Origin of the sequence: Rufibacter latericius, assembly GCF_003721515.1 — a bacterium.
Classification (GTDB): domain Bacteria; phylum Bacteroidota; class Bacteroidia; order Cytophagales; family Hymenobacteraceae; genus Nibribacter; species Nibribacter latericius.
Window position 1 is genome coordinate 112,600 of sequence record NZ_RJJD01000015.1, and the last position, 22,400, is coordinate 134,999.

The following is a 22,400-nucleotide window of genomic DNA, read 5'->3' on the forward strand; positions in this document are numbered from 1 at the left end:
GTAGCACGGATTTTCTTTTCATTACCGTTTTGAGGCTTTTTGCAGAAAACTGCCCTTAAACCGGCTAGGCCTTCGAGCCTAAACTTTAGGCATCAAAACACTTTTTTAGACTCAATGATATTGTTGATTTGCCCCACCACTTGGAAGAACACCTGCAGTTGGCTTTCGGGAATCAGGTCACGCACTTTCTGGTTGAACTGCCGAACCGTTACCCGGCTTACCTCCCGCTTCTCCAGGCCCAGCTCAGTGAGCAGAATCCTGACAGAGCGTTTGTCCTGCTCATCGGCTACCTTGTAGATAAGGCCTTTCTCCTCCATGCTTTTCAGAATGCGGGTAAGGCTTCGGGCCTCTAATCCTAAAAGGGGTGCAATCTTGGTAGCAGGCGTACCTTTCTCAGGGTCAATGTTCAGCAGTACAAACCCAATGGACGTGGTGATGTCATTCTTCACCGCCTGGGTGTTGTACATGCGGGCGATGGCGTGCCAACATACCTTGATATTATAGTCAACCGTTTCGTTTGCTTTCATATAGTGTATGTGTCTCTTACCAAATTTAGAAAAAAATGTTATGCTTGCATACTATAAACAAATAATTTTTACAGACTCTTAACCTGGAGAACGCTTAGAGCAAATTTCAGCATTTGACAATAGCGTCTACTTCTCTTAATTGCCACTTTGCTAACAAAGCCTTCTGTTATACTCGCCTTCCCTACTCCTGTTTTCAGGCTGATTTCTAAGAAACGAGGCTAAAGCAGGAGACTTACACTTAACTCACTTCTTAGTCCGCAAAAACCTAGAAATGGGGAAATGCGTCTTATCCCGATTTCCTGTTTAGGTTATACTGCAGATTAATGCTTCCTATAAAGCCGCTCATCTTGGTTTTATAGTCATTGCCTGGATAGAAGACTTTTTGCCTGTTGGTTTCCTCTATAAAGTATGGCCTCTCCTGGCTTTTGATGATTGGCAAAGAGTAACCAGCTTGAAGGTTCAGCTTGACATTATTCTTCTTCAAACTAAAACTGGCCACCGGCTCCAGGTTGACACCTTTAACGTTCTCGAAACCTCTATCTATCCTGACGTTTGTATTCCACACTTCTGCAAATTCATAGTTAGTATACCGGTTATAAGGTACGCGCAACAGCCCGCCAAACTCCACCTTTTCTTTTACTTTAATGTAATTGAGCTGAATAAACAGTTTCCAGTAATCTGCTTGGGTTGTGTTATAATCGTCATCCGAAGAAGGGGCGAACTTCGCATTATCCACATAGAACTTTCCCACGCCCAGGTATACTTCGGCCACATTCTCAGGATTCTTACGAGGGAGCAAAAAACCCAGTCCGGCCCCGATGTTGTAATTCTTCCTTACGGTTCTGGACCCCGGGCCTAAGATATCAAAGCTTCTGGAGGAAATAGTGTTCAGGTACCCTGAAGCAAACACCGCCCAAGAACTGTTTAAAGCATAAGAACTTGTAAGGCCGTACCCTCCTCTGTTTCCCGCATACCCCGCTGACAGATGAAGTTGGTTAGCTAGCGTATGCACGGGCAGCACGGCTGGCTCCGGGGTATAGTTTTCTACCTGCGCAAACCCGACCGAAGGCACCAGAATGCTGGTTAGCAGGACTAGGAATTTATTCCATTTCTTCAACATAGAAGGCGCTGTCAGATACTGGGAAAGTTACACCTGATTTTAGGCCGATTTACGGAAAACGCCCCCTAAACGAAACAGAAGGGGAGACACAAATCTGTATCTCCCCTTCTGTTTCTAAGTACCTTATGCGTTTCGGTACAGGCCTTCAATTAAGCTGCGGCAATTGTTGGTGATGACCTTGCGCTTGATGCTGAGTTTAGGGGTCATCTCGCCGGTCTCCACACTCCAGAGCTTAGGCAGTAGTACAAACTTTTTGATTTTCTCGTACTGAGCCAGGTGTTCGTTCGCTTTGTCAATCTCCTTCTGGAACTTGGCAATGATCTCAGGCTTTTTCACCATTTCCTCGTTATTGGTGTACGGAATGCTGTGGATTCTGCACCACTCCTGCAAGCCGTCAAAAGCAGGCACAATGAGCGCACCCGGGAATTTTTCTCCTTCTCCCACCACCATCACCTGCTCTATCACGAGAGACTCCTTTAGTTTATTTTCAATCAGCTGCGGCGCGATGTATTTTCCGCCGGAGGTTTTGAACATCTCTTTCTTGCGGTCGGTGATCTTGAGGAACTTGCCCTCTACCAGTTCACCTATGTCGCCGGTATGGAACCAACCGTCTGGGTCAATCACTTCGGCGGTGAGGTCCGGGCGTTTGTAGTAACCCACCATCACGCTCTCAGAACGGGTCAGAATCTCGCCATCCTCGGCAATTTTGATTTCCACGTTGTTGATGGCTGGGCCAACGGTTCCTATGACATTGTTCTCGGGCTCATACCGGTTTACGGCAATTACCGGAGACGTTTCGGTAAGGCCGTAGCCTTCCATGATGCGGATGTTGGCTCCCCAGAACACGCGGGCTAACCGGGGTTGCAAGGCCGCTCCGCCAGAAACGATTACGCGTACGTTTCCGCCCAGCGCCTCCTGCCATTTAGAGAAGATGAGTTTACGGGCCACCTTCAATTGGGTATCATACAAGAAGCCCGGCGAAGTGCGGGTATCATATTTTTGCCCCAGGTTCAGCGCCCAGAAGAACAGGCCTTTTTTCACGCCGGTCAGCTCGCCGCCTTTGGCCACAATCTTATCGTATACTTTCTCCAGAAGGCGCGGCACGGTCACGAAGATGTGCGGTTTCACTTCTTTGAGATTATCACCTACTTTTTCAATACTCTCGGCAAAGTAGATTGATACGCCCACCGAGAAGTAAATGCAGGACACCATGCGCTCGTAGATGTGGCAGAGCGGCAAAAAGCTTAAGGCGCGGTGCTCCTGGTTTACCGGAACAAAGGGCTTCACGTTGGTAAAATTACTTACCAGATTGTTATGCGACAGCATCACGCCTTTGGGCGCGCCGGTAGTACCCGAAGTATAAATGATGGAAAGCAGATCCGATGGTTTCACGTCTGCTTTGTAAGGCTCCAGCGTGGCCACATCTTCGCCCTCGGCGAGTTTCAGTAACTCAGACCAATGTTTGGCACCGGGCACGTGGTCAAAGGTGTAGATTTCCTGCACCCCTGGTATGTCAGAAACAGCTTCTTTTACCTTATTATACAGGTCCTCAGTGGAAACCAGAACCAGTTTAGCCTCTGAGTCTTTCAGGATGTACCGGTAATCTTCTACTGTGATGGTAGGGTACAAAGGCACGCTCACCGCACCGGTCTGCTGGATGCCGTAATCAGAAAAAGTCCACTCCGGGCGGTTCATGGAAATAAGCGCCACCTTGTCGTCTTTCCTGATCCCTGACTTGATCAAGGCCAGGCTCAACTTGTTGGCCGTATCCTGCAGTTGCTGGGTACTGTATTTCACCCACTCTCCATTGATTTTGGCCGCCAGGCAGTCTGGTTGCGGAAACTGCTCTAACTGGTTGGTTAACAAATCAAAAACCCGGGTTACTTTCATAGAATTGCGCTTCTTAGTCGTTTGTTGGGTTAATATAATCAAAATAGGTTTAAAAAAAACAAAACCAGCCTGTACCTAAGCAACCGAATTGTTAAAAATGCTTCTACCAGATGGCTGATAATTACTTAAATTTGATTTTTGCCACACGCCTTACATGAACCTCTCCATCTTTTTTGAACCACTTCCCGAGGAACCCTTCGGGCAGGCAGACAAACCGAAAACCGTTGGGGGCTACCTGGCCCCTTTCATCCACTCGTTTCCGGATTGGCGCTCCGCCGAGGTGGTCTTAATAGGCTTGCCAGAATACCGCGGCACCGCGGGCGCTACCGATTTCACCTACCAAGGCCCGAACAAAATTCGCCAGGAACTATACCGCCTCATGAAAGGAACCGGCTCCTGGCTGGTGGTGGACTTAGGTAACCTGTTACCGGGCATTCACCTGGAAGACACCTACCTTCGTCTGAAAGAGGTAATTGAAATATTAGTAGACTCGGGCAAATTCCCTATTCTGCTGGGCGGTTCCCATGACCTTACCTACGGCCATTTTTTAGGGTACGAGCACCTGCCCAAAACAGTTAACCTGACCATTATAGACAGCCAGCTGGACATGGCTGCTGTAGAGGATTCCTCACCCGATGAGCACCACCTGCACCGCATCTTGCTGCATGACCCAAACTACCTATCTGGGCTCAGCCACATTGGGCACCAGGCCTACCTAACCGATGCCTCCACCCTGGCGGCCTTTGAGAAACTCCACTTTGAACTGTTCAGAGTGGGCCAGATTCGGCAACAGATGCAGGAAATGGAACCCATCATTCGGCAAGCCGATTTAATCAGTTTTGACATTTCGGCCATTAAACACCAGGATGCTCCCGGGCAGCAGATTGCCAATCCTTTCGGGCTTACCGGTGAAGAGGCCTGCCAACTCTGCTGGTACGCCGGGCAGAGCGACCAACTCAGTTCCCTGGGCTTCTACGGCTACCGCCCTGAGTTTGACCACCGTTCCCTAACCGCCACTACTTTGGCGACCATGGTATGGTACAGCATTGACGGTTTCTACCAACGCCAGGGCACCTTAGATTTCACCAGCAACCAGTTCCTGAAGTTCTCAGTGGGTTTTCATGACAACCCCAACAAGATGTACTTCTTCAAAAACCGGCACACCGAGAAATGGTGGATGCAGGTAGACGACCTCTCCGGCATGCGCCCGCCTCTTTTCGTTCCCTGCAGCTACCAAGACTACCTCACCGCCGCAGATGGCGAAGTGCCCCACCGGTGGATTTTGATGCAAGGGAGGTTTTGATTGAATGATTGAGAGATTGAATAAGTGAGAGAATGTAATTATAGGTTGGTTTGATTGAGGATATTAAAAAGCAGTTAGACATGATTCCGGGTGAAAGGTTACCTAAAGAGGAGTTTGTAGAGCAATTCAAATTGCGCACTAAAAAACTTGCTTTAGATGTTATCATATTCAGCCAATCACTACCCAAAACTGAAGAAGCGACCATCATGAAACGGCAGCTTCTACGCTCCGCTACTTCTGTAGCCGCAAATTACAGGGCTGCCTGCCGTGCCCGTTCTGCCGCAGAGTTTTATGCCAAGCTTAGCATCTGCGTGGAGGAGGCGGACGAAACCCTGTTCTGGTTAGAGCTAATGACAGAATCAGGCTCTACACCGCTTTCAACTGTTCAAGCCATTATTACAGAAACCACAGAGATTTTATCCATCTTAGCCAAAGCAAGAAAGAACACATCAAAGTAACCCTTTCATCATTCCTCAACTATTCATTCACTCATTCAATCTCTCAATCATTCAATGGAAAAAGAATACACCCGCGCCCAGTTGGCCCTCAGGAACGGACAAGACCGTGACGAGATTTGGGTGGCGTACAAAGGCGAGATTTATGACGTGACCAAATCGAGGTTATGGCGGCGGGGAAACCACTATGAACATTGGGCCGGACAGGACTTAACCGAGGAACTAGCCGATGCCCCGCACACCGAGTATGTCTTTGATAAGTTTTCCGTGATAGGAATCTTAAAAAAATAGCTCTGTTTTGAGCGGTTTTTCTGAGATTTGACCTTCGTTTTTGAACAAACTCCTATGATTCTGATTGCAGACAGCGGCTCTACCAAGACCGCCTGGCGCTTACTTGATACCCACGGCGAAGTGGCCGAGGCCCTTACCTCGGGAATCAACCCTTATTACCGAAACACCCCTGAAATAGCGCAAATGCTGGAAGAAAGCCTTTTACCACAACTGGAAGGCAACACTCCCGGTGAAATTTACTTTTACGGAGCTGGTTGCAGTGCCAAAGACAAGCAGGAAGTAGTTAGAGCGGCTATTGCGCAGCTTTACCCTAGTGCGGAAATCCACATTCATCATGACCTAGAGGCAGCGGCGCGGGCTCTTTGCGGAGACAAGGAAGGCATTGCCTGTATCTTGGGCACCGGTTCCAATTCCTGCCTGTACGACGGCGAAAAAATCGTGCAGAACGTGCCTAATCTGGGGTTTATCTTAGGAGACGAGGGCAGCGGCGGATACATGGGCAAACTGCTGGTACAAGCCTTCCTGAACCAAGAACTACCAGAAGAGATCCACAACGCTTTCATGGCGCGCTACAATACGAACCGAGACGAGATTGTAGATCACGTGTACCGCAAGCCATACCCCAACCGCTACATGGCAGGCTATGCCAAGTTTCTCTTTGACCATCAGCAGCACCCTTTCATCTATCAGATGATTTGCCAGTGTTTCGCCGACTTTTTCCGGAAAACCGTAGTAAAGTACCCAGCCTACGAACAAAAGGAAACCCACTTTGTGGGATCCATCGCTTTTTACTTTGCCGAAATCCTCCGGACGGTGGCCAAACAACACAACATTACCGTAGGTCAGATTTTAGAAAGTCCTATCGCAGGGTTAAGCCTGTACCACCAACAGAAAATCACAGCATGAGTACTACCGAAACCGCCTCGCATTACAATCATCTGGAGCAGATGAGCGTACAGGAACTCCTTACCAACATAAACAAAGAAGACAAAACGGTGCCTTTGGCCGTGGAGAAAGCCATTCCGCAGCTGGAGAAACTAGTAGAAGCCACCGTGGCGAAAATGAAGGAAGGCGGTCGCCTGTTCTACATTGGCGCCGGTACCAGTGGCCGCCTGGGCGTGGTTGACGCGTCTGAGTGCCCACCAACGTTTGGGGTTCCGTTTGATCTGGTCATCGGGATCATGGCCGGCGGAGACAAAGCCATCCGGAAAGCCGTAGAATTTGCCGAAGACGATGACCAGCAGGCCATCATTGACCTGGACGAATACGGCGTGAACGAGAAAGACGTAGTGGTGGGCATCGCGGCCTCCGGAAGAACGCCTTACGTGATCGGCGGTTTGCAGGCCTGTAACGAGCGCAGCATCACCACCGGCTGCATTGTCTGCAACGCTGATAGCAAAGTAGCGGCCGTGGCCAAGTTCCCGGTGGAGGTAGTGACTGGCCCTGAGTTTTTGACGGGCAGCACGCGCATGAAAGCCGGAACCGGCCAGAAATTAGCCCTCAACATGCTCACCACCTCTACCATGATTCAACTGGGTCGGGTGAAAGGGAACAAGATGGTAGACATGCAGCTCACCAACCACAAGTTGGTAGACCGCGGCACGCGCATGATCATGGAAGAACTGAACATCTCTGAGGAAAAAGCCAAAGAACTGCTGGAACTGCACGGCAGCGTGCGGGCAGCTATCACCTCGGCCAACGAACACTAAGCTTCTGCTTTAAACCCATTTTCCCGGAAACGGGCCTGAAACAAACCTGAAAGATCTGCCTTCCTCCGGCAGATCTTTTTTTATGCTGTTCTCCCATCCCTGGCCCGGTTTTCTGCGTTATTCAGTTTTTGCCATCATTCATTCTGCCATGCACACCATAGAACCTTTCTATAATTGGATAGAAGCCTACTCGGCTTCAGAAGACGAACGATCGCCGCTGTTCGGGGCGGAAAACAATGAGCTTGAATACATCAACACCATTTACGGGTACTACATCCATCCGCAGTGGGACGACATAGATTCTGAGACGCTCTTCATCAAGATCCTGTACGTGGATTACAATGACAATTACGCCGTCATTGAATTCATTGGGGAGTGGAATGACACGCTCAACAATGACATCATGTCTTTGAAGCGCAACATCCTGGACCTCATGATTGGCGAGGGCATCAACCACTTCATTTTGATAGGCGAGAACGTGTTTAATTTCCACGGCTCTGATGACGCGTACTACGAGGAGTGGTTTGAGGAAGTGGAGGACGGCTGGATTGCGGCCATTGGGTTCCAGGAGTTTGTGGTGCAGGAGATGCAGCAGTTCCATGTAGATTACTACATCAACTTCGGCGGTGACCTGGACAAGATTCCGTGGCGCACCCTGGCTCCGCCGCAGTTATTCCACCTGGTAGACAGCCTTATTCAGCGCAGGCTGGCCTGAGTTTTTTGCCCGTTTTAGGGAACAAAGCCTTAAAACGGGTAAGCTTTTCCTGCTTTCCCTCCGAGGGAAAAAGAGCATACAGAAAGAGCCGGCACTTTGGGTGCCGGCTCTTTTATGTTTTAGGTGATGCCTGAAACGTTGGAAGGATCAATTAGGGTCAGCAGCGTCAACGCTGTCTTCGCGTTCTTCGGCCGCTTCTTCCTGTACAGGAGCATCGGCGTCATCATTGATGTCTTCCTGCTTTTCGGTCTGGTCTTCTACCTGGTTTTCTTTTGCAGAATCACAGGAAGAGAATGACATCAGGCCGGCGGCCAAGGTCATCACTAAGAGGGTCTTTTTCATAGTTTTATTTTGTGGTGGGTATGGTAAAGCGGGGTTGATCTAGCTCCTTATTCAGGGTCTACCTGATCAATACTGTCTTTTGCCTCTCTGGCTTGGCGGGCCAGAACAGAGTCGCCGGCCATTTCAGCATGCGTTTCTACTTTTTCGGCCTGTTTTTCCATGTTGTTTTCCGTCTTTGAGTCGCAGGCCGAGAAGCTCACAACACCTCCCAGGAAAGCAACCAGAACCAATGTCTTTTTCATAGTTTTATTTTGCATGAACGGGATAATCTTCTGTTAACCAACTCTTTCTGTCTTAGCTATTTCAATGCTATGCCAGGTAAGATCTGGTGTTCCTGGGCATATGTACGCGTGTATGGATAAATGGATATATTATTAACGAAAGATATAAAAACAATACAACCAGATTCTTATAAAACGAACAAGGCGCAACCCCCTCCTGAACTGCATCAGGAAAAGACCGCGCCTTGTTTCTTTTGCCAGAGAAGCCCCTGGCTATGCAATAGATTAGATGTCTGACCTCAAAGAATCATTGGCTACTGCCGCTGTATCAAGAGGAGCCGCCGTGGTTTCCGCTATGTCAGTTGCATTGGTTGTTTCCTCAATAGTTTCTGAGGAAGAGACTGGCGTTTCCTGGGCATCTTTAGAAGCGCAGGCAGAAAAAGTCAATAGAACTGCTGCGGCTATTGGTAAAACAGTTTTCATAAAAGTCAACGGTAATCAGGGTTAGGTAGTAGGTAAGTGGCGGGTAGAAAGAAACAAGCAGAAGCTGCTTATTTCTTTCTGAACACTAAGTTAACGGGCACACCTTCAAATCCAAAATGTTCGCGCAGCCTATTCTCTAAGTAGCGCGTGTAAGACTCTTTGATGTACTGCGGCAGGTTGCAGAAAAACGCAAACGTAGGTGTGTGTGTAGGCAGCTGCGTCACGTACTTTATCTTCACGAACTTGCCTTTAATGGATGGCGGCGGATAGCGCTCAATTTCCTTCAGCATGGCATCGTTCAGCTTAGAAGTAGGGATTTTCATGCTGCGGTTCTCGTGCACCTGAATAGCCGTTTCAATGGCTTTGTGCACGCGCTGTTTCGTGAGCACCGAGATGAACACGATGGGCGGATACGCGATAGGCGCAATCTTCTCCCGGATGGCGTTCTCCATGTCACGCATGGTATTGGTTTCCTTCTCCACCAGGTCCCACTTGTTCACCAGTATCACCAGACCCTTCCGGTTTTTATCTGCCAACCCAATGATGTTCATATCCTGGGCTTCAATGCCGCGGGTAGCATCCAGCATCACAATCACCACGTCACTTTCCTCCAGCGCACGCACAGAACGCAGCACAGAGTAGAACTCGATGTCTTCGTGTACTTTGCTTTTCTTCCGAAGCCCGGCAGTATCCACAATGATGAATTCCTTGCCAAACGCATTGTAGTGCGAGTGGATGGAGTCACGGGTGGTTCCGGCTACATCGGTCACAATGTTGCGTTCCTCGCCCAGCAGCAGGTTCACGAACGAGGACTTGCCTACGTTTGGTCTACCCACCACCGCAATGCGCGGAATACCGGCCTCGGGGTTTTCAATGCCTTCCTCCGGAAAGTGCTTGATCACCTCATCCAGCAGTTCTCCCGTGCCGGAGCCGTTCTGGCTGGAGATGGGGAAAATCTCGCCTTCGAAACCCAGGGCGTAAAACTCGCCGGCCAGGTGCCCGCGGGAGTGCGTATCGGCTTTGTTGGCCACAATGTACACAGGCTTATCGGTGCGGCGCAGAACATCGGCAAACTCCTGATCTAAGCCAGTCAGACCGGCATCCACGTCTACCATGAACAGGATGACATCGGCTTCTTTGATGGCCAGTTCTACCTGCTTTCTGATTTCTTCTTCAAAAATATCGTCTGACCCGCGCACATATCCGCCGGTGTCAATAACGGTAAAATACTTGCCTGTCCAGTTGCCGTGGCCGTAATGGCGGTCACGCGTTACGCCGCTCTCATTGTCCATGATGGCTTTACGGGTACCTACTAAACGGTTGAACAGGGTTGATTTGCCCACGTTGGGGCGTCCTACAATGGCGATGGTATTTTGTGCCATATTTACTGGGATGTGCGTTTTGAGGCTCCTTTTCGGGAATCGCTCCCAAAACGCGGGTTAAACCTGCGGTATCGCCTTCGTGGCGCCGCTAGGGAATCTTGGTAGATGTTAGTAGTTAGATTCTGGACGCTAGACTTAAGTCTAACATCTAAAATCTAGCTACTAACGTCTATTTAAATGCTATTATAGCCGAAACGGTCCAGCAGGCGTTTATCGGCGCGCCAGTTTTCGTTCACGCGTACGTAGAGGTCCAGGAACACTTTTTTACCGAAGAACTCTTCCATGTCAATGCGGGCCTGGGTACCTACTTTTTTCAAAGCCGCGCCTTTGTCACCGATCACGATACCTTTTTGGCTTTTACGCTCCACGCTGATCTCAGCGCGCATCCTGATGATGGTTTCGTCTTCCTTGAACTCTTCCACCACCACTTCGCAGCTGTAGGGAATCTCCTTTTTGTAGTTCAGGAAAATCTTCTCCCGGATCATCTCGGCCGCAAAGAAACGCTCTGGCTTGTCAGTTAGTTCATCTTTGGGATAATACGCCGGGTGCTCAGGCAACAGGTCCAGAATTTTCTGGAAAACGCCGGGCGTGCCCTGGCTGTGCAGCGCCGAGATGGGCATGTATTCCTGCGCCGGTAACTGCTCTTTCCAATACGCAATCTTTTCCACTACCTCTTCCTGCGTGGCCTGGTCGATCTTGTTGATGAGCAGCAGAATGGGTGCCTTTGCTTTGCGCAGGCGCTCTACCACTTCGCTCTCGTCGTGCTTTTCATAGATATCGGTCACGAACAAGATGACATCAGCGTCCTCCAGGGAAGCATGCACGAAACGCATCATGGACTCATGCAGCTCGTACTGCGGCTGAATAATGCCGGGGGTATCGGAGTACACAATCTGGAAATCCTCTGAGTTGAGAATTCCCATGATGCGGTGCCGGGTGGTTTGCGCTTTAGAGGTGATAATGGAGAGTTTCTCGCCCACCATCACGTTCATCAACGTGGACTTGCCTACGTTAGGCTTCCCGATGATGCTGACAAACCCTGCTTTGTGCGGCTTCTCTTCCATTTTTCTCACTGATTTCTAAAACAATTCGCAAAGGTAACGCTTTTAAACGAGTTCTCCTTCTGGAGCCAAAAGTCTGTCTTTCTGTTACGATGCAATCAGGCTTACGTTTTAAGGCTGGTTTTCTGAAAACAGGCTCAAAAAGAAAGGTCCTCCCGCTAGCGCGAGCCTCGGGCCCGTGCGTCAGATAAATGATATCTTGTTTGTCCTTACCTAGAGACTTGAAACATTTACCAGCTCACAACGCTTTATGCTTTAGGTCTGTTTTTCATAAAACAGGCCCGAAACAGGAGCAGCTTTCTCTATCCTTCATTGTTATTATCTATAGGAAAATGATGGAAATCATCAATTTGGCTCGTGCCACCTGCTTCTCAAATCTGTATCTTTGCATTTCAATAGAAAGCGTATGAAAAGTGGTGCCACTGGCAAAACAGGAGTATTATTGGTAAACCTCGGCACGCCGGATTCTCCCAGCGTACCGCACGTGCGTAAATATTTGCGCGAATTCTTATTAGATAAACGGGTGCTGGACATTGCGGCTCCTTCCAGATATATGTTGGTGAATGGGGTGATTGCCCCGTTTCGGGCTCCTAAATCGGCGAAGATCTATGCGCAGCTTTGGACGGAACGCGGCTCGCCGTTGCTGTTCCACGGACTTGATCTTCAGCGGCAGGTGCAGGAGCGGTTGGGCAAAGACTATCACGTGGCCTTTGGCATGCGGTACCAGAGCCCAAGCATTGAGAATGCCTTAAAAGAGTTGCAGGAAAAGGTAGTGGACCGTATTGTGGTGTTGCCGTTGTTTCCGCAGTATGCCTCGGCCAGCACAGGTTCTGTGCAGGAGAAGGTGATGGAGATTGTAAGCAAGTGGGAAGTGATTCCAGACATCAGATTCATCAGCACGTTCTGCAACCACCCGGGCTTTATTAGCACCTTCGCCGAGATTGCCCGCGAACACATGGCCAAGCGTGACTATGACCATTTCGTGTTCAGTTACCATGGCTTACCCGAGCGCCAGATTCTGAAAGCCAGCACCAAAGGCTACTGCCAGTTAGGCACTTGCTGCAACACGTACCACAGCCGCAACCGCTACTGCTACCGCGCCCAGTGCTTTGAGACCTCGCGCCAATTGGCTAAAGCCCTAAACATCCCCGAGGACAAATACACGGTCTCATTTCAATCACGGCTGGGCAAAGATCCGTGGCTGCAACCCTATACTGATTTTATCCTGAAGGATTTAGCGGCTGCTGGCGTGAAAAGCGTACTGGCGTTCAGTCCGGCCTTCGTAGCCGATTGCCTGGAAACCACCATTGAAGTAGGCAAGGAATTCAAGGAAGAGTTTGAGGCTGCCGGCGGTGAGCACTGGCAATTGGTGGAGAGCTGCAATACACACCCCACCTGGATCAATGCCGTGACGCAGATGGTGCTGGAAGCGTAAATTCTTTAACAATCAAGCATTACGTTAGCACTAAAAAGAAGAGGCCCCGGCAAACACTGGGGCCTCTTCTTTTTATGTTTTCTGTTTTACACCTGGTTTCTTTAACATAGGCCTAAATCAGTTAGGAATAATTCTTAAATCCGCTTGAAGTCCACCCATTTTTCAGTGATGATATGCGAGTGATTCAGTATTAGGTCTAGCAACTCTTCGCCTTGTTCGGCGATAATAATATTCTGGCGATGCTCGGCCTTCACGAAACCTTCAGCCACGCTTTGGTCCATCATCTGCAGAAACGGGTTGAAGTAGCCGTTTACGTTGTACAAGGCGGCAGGCTTCTGAATGATCTTCAATTGATTCCAGGTCACGATCTCGCAGAACTCATCAAATGTCCCGAAACCGCCTGGCATAGCCACAAACGCATCGGACTCGGCGGCCATCAAGGCTTTGCGTTCGTGCATGGTCTGCACTACGTGTAGTTCGGTGAGACCCGTATGAGCCACTTCCATGTCTACTAAACTCTGCGGGATTACCCCCACTACTTTGCCGCCTCCGGAAAGAACTGCATCGGCAATGACACCCATCAAACCCACGTTTCCGCCACCGTACACCAACCGGATGCCTTTCTCCGCGAACAAAGTTCCTAAAGCTTGGGCGGCTTCACGGTAAACCGGATTGTGGCCGCTGCTGGCCCCACAAAAGATGGCGATGCTTTTCATGTTCTTATGGCTTAAAGGTAAGGTCTGGCAAAGGTAGCGATTCCTGGGTTTCTGTTTCGGGCTTGCTTTTGTAAAAACAGGCCAAAAACAGGTATAAGCCTACCTAGCCAATTACGTAGCGTCGTTTCATTGTACCGATGTGTTTCTACGCAGCAATCCCACTTGCACTATGCCACAGAAGCCTTTTTGCTTCGGAATTTGGGTTGTCTGTGGAGAATCGGTTTCGTTGCAGGCAGACACGCCGTTAGGGTGTAACGACGCTACGTTTTCGGCTCATTTTCACAAATGCGGGCCGAAAACAGAAAAGGGAGCCGCTCTTCAGCAGTTCCCTTTTCGTCATTCTGATCTTATAGAAAACGAGAGACATTTCCACATCTCCTCATTTCCAAATATTAGTACGCTCTGGCGAAGTACACGCGTCTGCTGGAAGGTTTGCCGGTTACCATGTCAACGCCGTCTTCCTCGGGAGTGTCCAGGGCGATGCAGCGGATGGTGGCTTTGGTTTCTTCCTTGATGCGTTCTTCGGTCTCTGGCGTGCCGTCCCAGTGGGCCAGTACAAAGCCTGGCTTCTCATCCAAGATGCGCTTGAACTCCTCGTAAGAATCTACCTTAGTGGTGTTGGCTTTCTGGAAGTCTAAAGCGCGTTGGAAGATGTTGGTTTGCATCTCATCCAATAACGCAGGAATGATGTTTACCAGGTTATCGAACTGCTGCGAGCTTTTCTCTTTGGTATCTCGGCGGGCAACTTCAGCAGTTCCGTTCTCCAGGTCACGTCCGCCAATGGCGATGCGCACCGGCACGCCTTTCAATTCCCACTCGGCAAACTTGAAGCCGGGACGCTCGGTGTCGCGGTCGTCAAACTTCACCGAAATACCTTTGGCTTCCAATTGCTTTTTCAGGCCTAGAACCTTCTCAGAGATCTGCGCCAGTTGCTCTTCTCCTTTGTAGATCGGCACGATCACTACCTGGATTGGGGCCAGTTTTGGAGGAAGCACCAGACCTTCGTCATCGGAGTGCGCCATTACCAGGGCTCCCATTAAACGGGTACTTACTCCCCACGAGGTTCCCCATACGTGCTCCAATCCACCTTCTTTGGTCGCGAATTTCACGTCAAACGCCTGCGCGAAGTTCTGGCCCAGGAAGTGGGAAGTTCCGGCTTGCAGGGCTTTTCCGTCTTGCATCAAACCTTCAATGCAGTAGGTATCCAGGGCTCCGGCGAAGCGCTCGTTTGGCGTTTTCTTTCCCCTGATGACCGGCAGGGCAAGGAAGTTCTCGGCGAAGTCGGCGTAGACGTGCAGCATTTGCTCGGTTTCGGCGATGGCTTCCTGTGCGGTGGCGTGGGCGGTGTGGCCTTCCTGCCATAGGAACTCAGCGGTACGCAGGAACAGGCGCGTACGCATCTCCCAGCGCACTACGTTTGCCCATTGGTTGATGAGCAACGGCAGGTCGCGGTAGCTTTGAATCCAGCCTTTGTAGGTGCTCCAGATGATGGCCTCTGAGGTAGGACGCACAATAAGCTCCTCTTCCAGTCTGGCATTGGGGTCTACGCGCAGTTTTCCGGGTTTGTCAGGATCGGTTTGCAGGCGGTAATGCGTTACAACGGCGCATTCTTTGGCGAAGCCTTCAGCATTTTGTTCCTCGGCCTCAAACAAACTTTTGGGCACGAATAGGGGGAAATACGCGTTAGAATGTCCTGTTGCTTTGAACATGTCATCTAACACCCGTTGCATCTTTTCCCAGATGGCGTACCCGTACGGTTTGATCACCATACAACCGCGCACCGCCGAGTTTTCGGCCAGGCCGGCCCGTTTCACTAACTCATTATACCAGAGAGAATAATCCTCACTACGTTTAGGCAACCCTTTGCTCATTTTTTGTATCTTTGATAAAGAAGAAATATATAGCGAATCTTGAATTATACGGCACAGATTTTGCTTAATTTCTTAAACGAATCCATACCTTTTCTGCCCAAAAATACGTTAATATATCCGAATAGAAAGGTTGGCGAACCGGATACTCGTGTTATTGGTTTCGTGAATTGATCTAGCATCCATTACCAACTACTATACTCCAATGAAATACTATACAAATAAACTGCTTATACTGCCGCTGCTGGGTTTTCTGGCGGCTGGGTGTAGCACGTCTTCTAACTTACAGACCAGTGAGGCGGATGATGTGTATTTTTCCTCTTCAGACAAAGTAACCTACGTAGAGCCGGCGGCGCTAGAGCAACCAGGCGCCGGTGACACCGAGGCCGTGGAAGGCGATGATGCCTCGCGCGATATCACAGAACGCGTAAGCGATCCAGAGTCTTATGCTCAGAATCGCCGCAACAACAATAACAACACGCCTTACCAGTACTCTTACTATGATGCGCCGTTCGGGAACCCGTACTACGCGTATGCTTCTCCCTTCTACTCCCCTGGCCGCTACTACTCCAGAGCGATTATGATGGACCCTTGGATGGATCCTTTCTATGATCCGTTCTACGGACCTAGCATGGCAAGAATGGCGATGTATGATCCTTTCTGGCCACGTCCGGGTTTATCCATCGGGATTGGCTTAGGTTTTGGCCGGTATTACAATCCTTGGGGATATGGCTACGGATACGGGTATGGCTACAATCCTTACAGATACGGTGGCGGATACTATGACAGTTACTACGGCGGAGGCCGGGTGATAGCCAACAGAGTGGCGTACGGTCGCAGAGATGACAGAGGCTCAAACCTGGCAGGTCGTAACCCTAACATCTCCCGTGACGGACGCGGCAACATTGCCGCCCCAGGCACCAGCAGATCAAGCAACGCCACGGCCTTGGAGCCAGGGTACAGAAACCGTTCTACGTCTAGAGGCGGAGTTACCAATGCAGACGGCACTACTCAGTCGCGCCGCAGACAGGTAATCGCTCCTTCGGGAAGTCAGTCACAGGAAATAGGCGCTCCGGCTCAAGAGAGAAGATCGCGCATCAGTACTGGTTCTGAAGGCTCGCAGCCTATCAGACGCCAACGCGCGGAGTACACACCAGCCCCAGCTCCCAGAACATCGGAAAGCCGCTCCCGTTCTTATGACCCAAGTCCCTCTTATGAGCCGTCCCGCTCCTCTTCTTCCTCAAGCAGCAGCAGCGGCGGAAGCAGCTCAGGTGGAGGCAGCCGCAGAGGCAGAAATTAATTTCCTTCTTTAAAACTACATGAAACGATATAGCTTTCTTTTGGCCTGCCTGGCGTTGCTAGGCAGTGCCGGGAAGAGCTTTGCCCAGAACGAGGTAGATGCTCTCCGTTACTCGCGCACAGATTTTGGAGGTACTGCCCGCTCCATGGGTATAGGCGGTGCCAACGTAGCCCTGGGTGGCGACGCGGGTTCTTTTTCCACTAACCCAGCCGGGTTGGGGCTTTTCAGACGCTCTGAGATCACGGTTTCGGCGGGCGTAAACGTCAGCAACGTAAACAGCTCTGTATTTGGCGCTGAAACCACCAACAGCCGCAACAACCTCAACATACCGGGTTTCTCAGCGGTGTTCTCCACCCGCAAAGCCGATGATGAAGAAGGTGACTGGCGTTCCAGCTCTTTTGGGATAGGCTTTACCAGACAGAACAATTTCAACCAGCGCACGTTCTACCGTGGTACCCGTACCGCAGATAACATTACGTTTGGTGAATACGCCGCACAACGGGCAAATGCTTTTGACTTACCCGCAAACTCCCTCCAGGAACTGGCCTATGAGACTTTTTTGATTAACGAAGACGATGAAGGCTTCTTTTCCCCGAATGTTGTTGGGTCAAACGTGTTCCAGGAGAACATACAGGCTAGCGGCTCCCAGAACCAATGGGACTTTGCGTATGGTGCCAGTTTTAGAGACAAGCTCTTTGTAGGAGCCTCTTTTGGTTTGACCACGGTGCGCTTTAAGCAAACCAGAATCTACTCTGAGGAAGGCCCGGCCACTGACATCACCAACCTGAGTTTGCGCGACGAGCTAACTACCGAAGGTTCTGGTCTTAGTTTACGAATTGGGGCTATATACCGCCCAAGTGATGCGTTACGTCTGGGTTTCTCGGTACAGACACCAACCTGGTACACCTTAACCGATCAGTTCAGCACCAACCTGGCCGTAAACTTCAACCAAGCCCCAGAAGACGGCGCCTCTCTGAACCAATTCTACGCCACTGATCCGGGAGAGTATGAGTACAGCCTCACAACTCCCTTCAAAGCCAGTGGTGGGGCAGCTTTCTTCATAGGCAAGAACGGATTCATCACCGCCGATGTAGAATATGTAGATTACAGCAGCGCCCGGTTAGACGCCGATGATTCTTTCCAATCGGAAAACCAGATCATCAAGACGGCCTATGATAAAGCCATCAATTACCGCATAGGTGCCGAGGCCCGCTTTGACATCTTTAGGGTAAGGGCTGGCTATGCCCTGTACGGAGATCCGTTCAAAGACAGCGACGTGAACCAAGCGAAGACGTACTACACCGGCGGACTTGGCATCAGACAGAACAACTTCTTTATTGACGGTGCGCTGGTATACAGCAAATACAACAGCGTGTACTCGCCATATGTCAACTATGAGGTGAACAACCAGAACTCTGAGTTCTACAACTTTGGGGTGCCTACGGTGAAAAGCGAAAACAAAAACACCAGCTTCGTGGCTACTGTTGGTTGGAACTTTTAGTTTCTGCTTTTGGCCTGTTTTAAACAAAACAAGGCTAAAGCATATAAAAAGAGAGGGCTCTCCTGCATTAGGAGAGCCCTCTCTTTTTTATGCCATGGGGTAAAAATTTAGCTCTTCAACCTGCTTTCATCTACTTGTTATTGATAGGCCCAAGCTACTAACAGCCTCACTTGGCTTTTTTGACCTAGAGAGACACTACTATATTCAAAGACCAGTGCTCTCTTCCGCGACTATAGCTTTACGAATTTCACTCTTTGCACTTCTTTCCCCAGTTGAACCTCCAGGATATACATACCCGGAACAAGGTTTGGCACCGCTAGTTTCTGCTCCAAAACAGTATATTCCTTCTTAAGAACGTAATCTGTCATCTTTCTTCCCAGTTGATCCCTCACTAGAACTTTAATTTCACCTATAGCATTGGCAGCAAACTTAATCATTAGTTCTTCCTGTACTGGATTAGGACCTAAAGTAAGGGTAGATGCCGCCAAGCGGATGGTATGTTCCAGTTGCTCACTCGTGGCTTCGCAACCGGAAGTAAGCGTCTTTACTTGGTACCGACCGCTGTTCTTCACCACCAACTGCTGGCTTGTTTCTCCTTTGAGGGCCTTTTCATTAAAGAACCATTGATACGCATCTGCGGGAGGCGCAATCAAGGTATCTCCCTGGGTAGCCACCGGCACTTGCTTCGGATTGATTTTCACTTCCACCGCCCGTACCGGACTCTCACAGTCATTGACCGTTTGGGTGACGAAGAAAGTAGAAGTAGCTGAGATCACCGGGATGAAGGAGTTACCGGCAAAGAGCTTCTTCTGTTTCCCGGCATCCAAGTACCAGGTTACATTACTCCCAGAGGCCACCAAAGGCTGCAGGGTTGACCCTTCACACTGCACCGACAAGGCGGCTACGTTTGGCGCATCTGGAATCTGATACCGGTTGATTGTTACCCTGCTCTGGGAGACTTTTTCGCAAAGGGTAATGGTCCACTCCAGAATGGTTTTGCCATAGCCAATGTTTTGCACAACTGAGGTGGGACTTAACGGATTGACAATAGTTCCTTGGCCGCTGATCAGTTTCCAAAAGCCTCGGCCTTTTACGGGCGCATTCGCCTGCACTACAACCTGGTTTACTTCACACAAATTGAAAGGGGTTCCTGCTTGGGCAACCGTGGGGTTCTCTTTTCCGCAGTCATACACAACCACTGGCATTGGTGAAACCAGGACAGTATCACCAATGATGTTCACCACCTCGTTGGTGGCAATGGGGCTATTGAAATCAAAGTAATTGTGGGCCGTATTCCTGATCACGGTGCCTTTTGGGTTCTCTGGATTTTGGGCGATGGAGAATTTGATGTATCCATGGCTCCCCGGTTCGTTAGCCTTATGGTCGGGCAGGTTGATGTTCTTGAAAGTAAACGTGATGACCGGCTTGCCTTTTCCCGTAACTGTATAGGTGAAAGGATGAGACGCGGAGCCTATCCGCAGCGAGGCAATATCAAGGTGTTCACTAATGGTGTCTTTCACCACCACATTGTACGCCACATCTGTGCCGGTATTCTGAAAACGGATCAAATACTCCAATTCATCCTCGGCTTTGATATAATGCCGTTTGGTGATCCCCTTGGGGCTCACCTGTTTGTCATTGGGGTCAAAACTGTCTACAATCTCCAGGCAGGAAATATCTACCTCCGCATCGGCGTCATCCAGAAAGAGATCATCAATTGGAATGGGCATTGCGTTAACTGGGAGATTCACCGGGATGGTAGAGGGCTGGATACTTGCCACCGGACGGCTTTGCCCCGGATGGTACGGCACCTGGTCTGCCTCCAGACGATAGGTCATGGTTTGGGCCGGGACTTCCAGTCGGGTAGAAGCGCCCTGCTTGAGCTTTACTTTTCCCTGCTTCACCAAGGCAGCGTTTGCGTACACCCGGTAGCCCGTACTATCTACCATGTCTTGGGTGCCTTCGTTGGAAATGGTAAATGCTGCAGTCTTCTCCTGATCTGTAAAACCAGCTGCCACTGCTACGCTTGCCTGATCCCATTTTTGGCTTTGCGGAACACAGGAATTTTTAGGCGTGATAAACGCTTTCACGCATTGACTCAAGCCCCTGATGGACTCAATCCCGCAGATGGTAGAATCAGAGATCACGAAGCTATGGCGTTCACCTGCTTTTAAGGTACCAATCTCAAAAATCAGGGCAGAATCTTGCTTGGCTATCCAAGGCAAACTGCTGCTGAGAGGCACTACATATTGGGGATAGATAACTTTGATCTTGACGTTGTGCGCATCAGCGGAGCCTTCATTGGCATAAGTAACCATGGTGTTGCTGGTGAAACAACGCCGGCGCCGATCAGCCGCGATGTCAACCGATAGTACAGGACACTCTTTGATATTGTACCCGAAGTTCACATTCTTGATATCGCGATTCAGGCTGTCTGTTAGCACCGCAGTACTTTCCAAGCAAGATTTTACAACCTGCGTTCTGGAAGCAGGTGAAAGCACGGGTGTGATAGTGGTAGAGCCAAAAGGCGCTCTGAAGGAATAACTTCCTGCGCTATCTGACATACTGTATAAAGACCCCGGCTCAATCTTGATCAGTGTATTGGCCAAACCCTTCTCCGTGGAATCAAATCCGCAGTTAGCATTCTGGTCTTTGTATAGCCTGCCACTTATTCGGGCCGTCTGCTCTCCTTTTAAGGTATCTACCAACTCACCAATGAAAATATCGGCGTCGCCTTTACTCTGCAGGAATTTGTCATTGACAGGAAACTTGTTGTAAAAAGTACCCGCTAATACCAAAGCTTTGCTCTTGGGCATATAGGATAGCTTTGAGTACGCTCCCGCATTAGGCCCACCATACGACTTAAACCCTAAAACTTCTCCTGAAGCATTCAGGTGAACTAAAGCTGTGCCTGAGTACCCGGCCGTTTCTCCCTTGATAACTACACCATTGAAGACGAACTCTGAGTGTAGGCTGGTGGAGAAGTACAAACCCTCTTTAGCAGGCAGTAATGAGAGTCCATAGTGGAACTTCTTAAAAGGGACTGCCCACTCAGCCACTCCGTTAGCATCCAGTTTCAGTAAAACATTGCCTAAAGTGTTGTCATAGGTGATACCATCAATAGTTACCTTTTTACTATCTGAATAGCTATAACTTTCTGTAAAAAGGTAAAAAGAGTTGTCTCCCGCCAAGGCTATAGAACTTGCATTGATTCTAATTGGGTAACTTCTTGCCCAGAGCACATCTCCCTCAGGACTCCTTTTTACCAACAGTTTATCATATACAGGTCCATAACTATCGGCCGGGGTCTTATTTATAAACGTATGATCCCCTATAGATACAGTGTCCTTGAAACCTCCAGACGTGATAACATTGTCTTGCGCATCTACTAATACCTGCCGATACTGCAATTTGCTTCCCAAGGAGGTCTTCACCCACTCTACAGCACCATTGGGGCCAAATTTGGCAAGGAATTCTGTAAACCGATTTTGGTTTGCGCCAGGAAAGTCAAAAGTTATTTGGTCCATACTGGTCCCGTCAAACAAACCAACCACATAAGCATTTCCGTGGCTATCTGTGGCGATACTCTCTCCTACAATGTCATTAAAAAGGGCTTTAGATCTGTATTTCTTCTCCCAAAGCAAATTCCCGTTTGTATCAATTTTTTCAAGCACAAAATGCCCGTAGTGCACAGAACCAGTCACAAACACGGCTCCGTTATCATCAAGGGCAAAGTCATGATAAGTACTTCTCAGATCTTTGGGACATTCTCTCAACCATAACAATTTATTGTCCTTGCTGAACTTGGCGACAAAACCATTAAATATTCTTTTCTTAAGATTGCCGAATTCTACCTCCTCTCCTTGGTACTCGTTCAAACTTAATTCACCAGGCGTACCAATGACGCCCAACACATATCGGTTGTCCTCTTTATCATGCAGGACTTTAGAGATGCCATCACCGTATTTCCCGCCAAAAGACAGGATGTTCTCTTTTAACTGTGCTTTGGTAAAAAGGGGCAAAAAACAAAAAGTAACGAGAAGAGCTTTGAGTAAACGGTGTTTCATGCAGACAGCATTTT

At 49.4% G+C, this 22,400-nt stretch carries 20 protein-coding genes; 10 read left to right on the plus strand and 10 right to left on the minus strand.

Features of this window, described 5'->3' with window-relative positions; genetic code table 11:
- Positions 1 to 92: 92 nt before the first annotated feature.
- From EFB08_RS18005 to EFB08_RS18015, 3 genes are all read right to left on the minus strand, one after another.
- Complete coding sequence (locus EFB08_RS18005) at positions 93 to 527, minus strand: MarR family winged helix-turn-helix transcriptional regulator (RefSeq protein ID WP_123128358.1); 435 nt, start codon at positions 525 to 527, stop codon at positions 93 to 95.
- Positions 528 to 813: 286 nt separating this feature from the next.
- Positions 814 to 1,647 (minus strand): hypothetical protein, encoded by an 834-nt coding sequence (locus EFB08_RS18010; protein ID WP_123128359.1) that lies wholly within the window; start codon positions 1,645 to 1,647, stop codon positions 814 to 816.
- A gap of 123 nt (positions 1,648 to 1,770) precedes the next feature.
- Positions 1,771 to 3,537 carry an AMP-dependent synthetase/ligase gene (locus tag EFB08_RS18015; RefSeq protein ID WP_123128360.1) on the minus strand — a complete coding sequence of 589 codons (1,767 nt, stop codon included), beginning with the start codon at positions 3,535 to 3,537 and terminating at the stop codon, positions 1,771 to 1,773.
- 154 nt (positions 3,538 to 3,691) lie between these two features.
- Between EFB08_RS18015 and EFB08_RS18020 the strand changes: the two genes are divergently transcribed.
- From EFB08_RS18020 to EFB08_RS18045, 6 genes are all read left to right on the plus strand, one after another.
- Entirely contained in the window at positions 3,692 to 4,840 is a 1,149-nt protein-coding gene (locus tag EFB08_RS18020; protein WP_123128361.1) for a formimidoylglutamase, read from the plus strand.
- Between the two features lie 50 nt (positions 4,841 to 4,890).
- Positions 4,891 to 5,298 (plus strand): four helix bundle protein, encoded by a 408-nt coding sequence (locus EFB08_RS18025; protein WP_227006399.1) that lies wholly within the window; start codon positions 4,891 to 4,893, stop codon positions 5,296 to 5,298.
- A gap of 54 nt (positions 5,299 to 5,352) precedes the next feature.
- Positions 5,353 to 5,586: a cytochrome b5 domain-containing protein gene (locus EFB08_RS18030; protein ID WP_123128363.1), complete on the plus strand. Its 234-nt coding sequence runs from the start codon at positions 5,353 to 5,355 to the stop codon at positions 5,584 to 5,586.
- A gap of 54 nt (positions 5,587 to 5,640) precedes the next feature.
- On the plus strand, positions 5,641 to 6,492 hold the full coding sequence (locus tag EFB08_RS18035) for a BadF/BadG/BcrA/BcrD ATPase family protein (protein ID WP_123128649.1): 852 nt from the start codon (positions 5,641 to 5,643) through the stop codon (positions 6,490 to 6,492).
- Entirely contained in the window at positions 6,489 to 7,295 is an 807-nt protein-coding gene (murQ, locus tag EFB08_RS18040) for an N-acetylmuramic acid 6-phosphate etherase (protein WP_123128364.1), read from the plus strand. Before EFB08_RS18035 ends, murQ begins: the two co-directional genes overlap by 4 nt.
- A 148-nt stretch (positions 7,296 to 7,443) precedes the next feature.
- On the plus strand, positions 7,444 to 8,010 hold the full coding sequence (locus EFB08_RS18045; protein WP_123128650.1) for a hypothetical protein: 567 nt from the start codon (positions 7,444 to 7,446) through the stop codon (positions 8,008 to 8,010).
- Positions 8,011 to 8,157: 147 nt separating this feature from the next.
- On the opposite strand, the gene EFB08_RS18050 is transcribed toward EFB08_RS18045, so the two are convergent.
- Entirely contained in the window at positions 8,158 to 8,352 is a 195-nt protein-coding gene (locus EFB08_RS18050; protein ID WP_123128365.1) for a hypothetical protein, read from the minus strand.
- A gap of 47 nt (positions 8,353 to 8,399) precedes the next feature.
- Positions 8,400 to 8,594, minus strand: a complete 195-nt coding sequence (locus EFB08_RS18055) for a hypothetical protein (RefSeq protein WP_123128366.1) — start codon at positions 8,592 to 8,594, stop codon at positions 8,400 to 8,402.
- 268 nt (positions 8,595 to 8,862) lie between these two features.
- On the opposite strand from EFB08_RS18055, the gene EFB08_RS23595 reads away from it, so the two are divergent.
- On the plus strand, positions 8,863 to 9,081 hold the full coding sequence (locus tag EFB08_RS23595; protein WP_165864957.1) for a hypothetical protein: 219 nt from the start codon (positions 8,863 to 8,865) through the stop codon (positions 9,079 to 9,081).
- 43 nt (positions 9,082 to 9,124) lie between these two features.
- Here the strand turns inward: EFB08_RS23595 and der are convergent, their stop codons facing one another.
- Both der and era read right to left on the minus strand, forming a co-directional pair.
- Positions 9,125 to 10,438: a ribosome biogenesis GTPase Der gene (gene der, locus EFB08_RS18060; RefSeq protein ID WP_123128367.1), complete on the minus strand. Its 1,314-nt coding sequence runs from the start codon at positions 10,436 to 10,438 to the stop codon at positions 9,125 to 9,127.
- Positions 10,439 to 10,611: 173 nt separating this feature from the next.
- The gene (gene era / locus EFB08_RS18065) at positions 10,612 to 11,502 is read right to left on the minus strand and encodes a GTPase Era (RefSeq protein ID WP_123128368.1); all 891 of its coding nucleotides are present in this window, start codon (positions 11,500 to 11,502) and stop codon (positions 10,612 to 10,614) included.
- Positions 11,503 to 11,905: 403 nt separating this feature from the next.
- Here era and hemH point away from each other — a divergent pair, with 403 nt between their 5' ends.
- Entirely contained in the window at positions 11,906 to 12,934 is a 1,029-nt protein-coding gene (gene hemH, locus EFB08_RS18070; RefSeq protein ID WP_123128369.1) for a ferrochelatase, read from the plus strand.
- A 134-nt stretch (positions 12,935 to 13,068) separates the two neighbouring features.
- Here the strand turns inward: hemH and EFB08_RS18075 are convergent, their stop codons facing one another.
- On the minus strand, positions 13,069 to 13,650 hold the full coding sequence (locus EFB08_RS18075; RefSeq protein ID WP_123128370.1) for an LOG family protein: 582 nt from the start codon (positions 13,648 to 13,650) through the stop codon (positions 13,069 to 13,071).
- Between the two features lie 392 nt (positions 13,651 to 14,042).
- Positions 14,043 to 15,521, minus strand: a complete 1,479-nt coding sequence (gene proS, locus EFB08_RS18080) for a proline--tRNA ligase (protein WP_123128371.1) — start codon at positions 15,519 to 15,521, stop codon at positions 14,043 to 14,045.
- Positions 15,522 to 15,723: 202 nt separating this feature from the next.
- On the opposite strand from proS, the gene EFB08_RS18085 reads away from it, so the two are divergent.
- Both EFB08_RS18085 and EFB08_RS18090 read left to right on the plus strand, forming a co-directional pair.
- Positions 15,724 to 16,818 (plus strand): hypothetical protein, encoded by a 1,095-nt coding sequence (locus EFB08_RS18085; RefSeq protein WP_123128372.1) that lies wholly within the window; start codon positions 15,724 to 15,726, stop codon positions 16,816 to 16,818.
- 19 nt (positions 16,819 to 16,837) lie between these two features.
- Entirely contained in the window at positions 16,838 to 18,319 is a 1,482-nt protein-coding gene (locus tag EFB08_RS18090) for an OmpP1/FadL family transporter (RefSeq protein ID WP_125077791.1), read from the plus strand.
- A 230-nt stretch (positions 18,320 to 18,549) separates the two neighbouring features.
- On the opposite strand, the gene EFB08_RS18095 is transcribed toward EFB08_RS18090, so the two are convergent.
- Positions 18,550 to 22,386, minus strand: a complete 3,837-nt coding sequence (locus tag EFB08_RS18095) for a DUF7619 domain-containing protein (RefSeq protein WP_123128374.1) — start codon at positions 22,384 to 22,386, stop codon at positions 18,550 to 18,552.
- Positions 22,387 to 22,400: the final 14 nt, after the last annotated feature.

Excerpts from the sequence above, each read along its gene's own strand:
- EFB08_RS18050 (WP_123128365.1), bottom strand. The coding sequence starts at position 8,352 with ATGAAAAAGACCCTCTTAGTGATGACCTTGGCCGCCGGCCTGATGTCA.
- EFB08_RS18055 (WP_123128366.1), bottom strand. The coding sequence starts at position 8,594 with ATGAAAAAGACATTGGTTCTGGTTGCTTTCCTGGGAGGTGTTGTGAGC.
- proS (WP_123128371.1), bottom strand. The coding sequence starts at position 15,521 with ATGAGCAAAGGGTTGCCTAAACGTAGTGAGGATTATTCTCTCTGGTAT.
- murQ (WP_123128364.1), top strand. The coding sequence starts at position 6,489 with ATGAGTACTACCGAAACCGCCTCGCATTACAATCATCTGGAGCAGATG.
- EFB08_RS18010 (WP_123128359.1), bottom strand. The coding sequence starts at position 1,647 with ATGTTGAAGAAATGGAATAAATTCCTAGTCCTGCTAACCAGCATTCTG.
- EFB08_RS18035 (WP_123128649.1), top strand. The coding sequence starts at position 5,641 with ATGATTCTGATTGCAGACAGCGGCTCTACCAAGACCGCCTGGCGCTTA.
- EFB08_RS18015 (WP_123128360.1), bottom strand. The coding sequence starts at position 3,537 with ATGAAAGTAACCCGGGTTTTTGATTTGTTAACCAACCAGTTAGAGCAG.
- era (WP_123128368.1), bottom strand. The coding sequence starts at position 11,502 with ATGGAAGAGAAGCCGCACAAAGCAGGGTTTGTCAGCATCATCGGGAAG.
- EFB08_RS18095 (WP_123128374.1), bottom strand. The coding sequence starts at position 22,386 with ATGAAACACCGTTTACTCAAAGCTCTTCTCGTTACTTTTTGTTTTTTG.
- hemH (WP_123128369.1), top strand. The coding sequence starts at position 11,906 with ATGAAAAGTGGTGCCACTGGCAAAACAGGAGTATTATTGGTAAACCTC.
- EFB08_RS18030 (WP_123128363.1), top strand. The coding sequence starts at position 5,353 with ATGGAAAAAGAATACACCCGCGCCCAGTTGGCCCTCAGGAACGGACAA.
- EFB08_RS18090 (WP_125077791.1), top strand. The coding sequence starts at position 16,838 with ATGAAACGATATAGCTTTCTTTTGGCCTGCCTGGCGTTGCTAGGCAGT.
- EFB08_RS18020 (WP_123128361.1), top strand. The coding sequence starts at position 3,692 with ATGAACCTCTCCATCTTTTTTGAACCACTTCCCGAGGAACCCTTCGGG.
- EFB08_RS18005 (WP_123128358.1), bottom strand. The coding sequence starts at position 527 with ATGAAAGCAAACGAAACGGTTGACTATAATATCAAGGTATGTTGGCAC.
- EFB08_RS23595 (WP_165864957.1), top strand. The coding sequence starts at position 8,863 with ATGTCTGACCTCAAAGAATCATTGGCTACTGCCGCTGTATCAAGAGGA.
- der (WP_123128367.1), bottom strand. The coding sequence starts at position 10,438 with ATGGCACAAAATACCATCGCCATTGTAGGACGCCCCAACGTGGGCAAA.
- EFB08_RS18085 (WP_123128372.1), top strand. The coding sequence starts at position 15,724 with ATGAAATACTATACAAATAAACTGCTTATACTGCCGCTGCTGGGTTTT.
- EFB08_RS18075 (WP_123128370.1), bottom strand. The coding sequence starts at position 13,650 with ATGAAAAGCATCGCCATCTTTTGTGGGGCCAGCAGCGGCCACAATCCG.
- EFB08_RS18045 (WP_123128650.1), top strand. The coding sequence starts at position 7,444 with ATGCACACCATAGAACCTTTCTATAATTGGATAGAAGCCTACTCGGCT.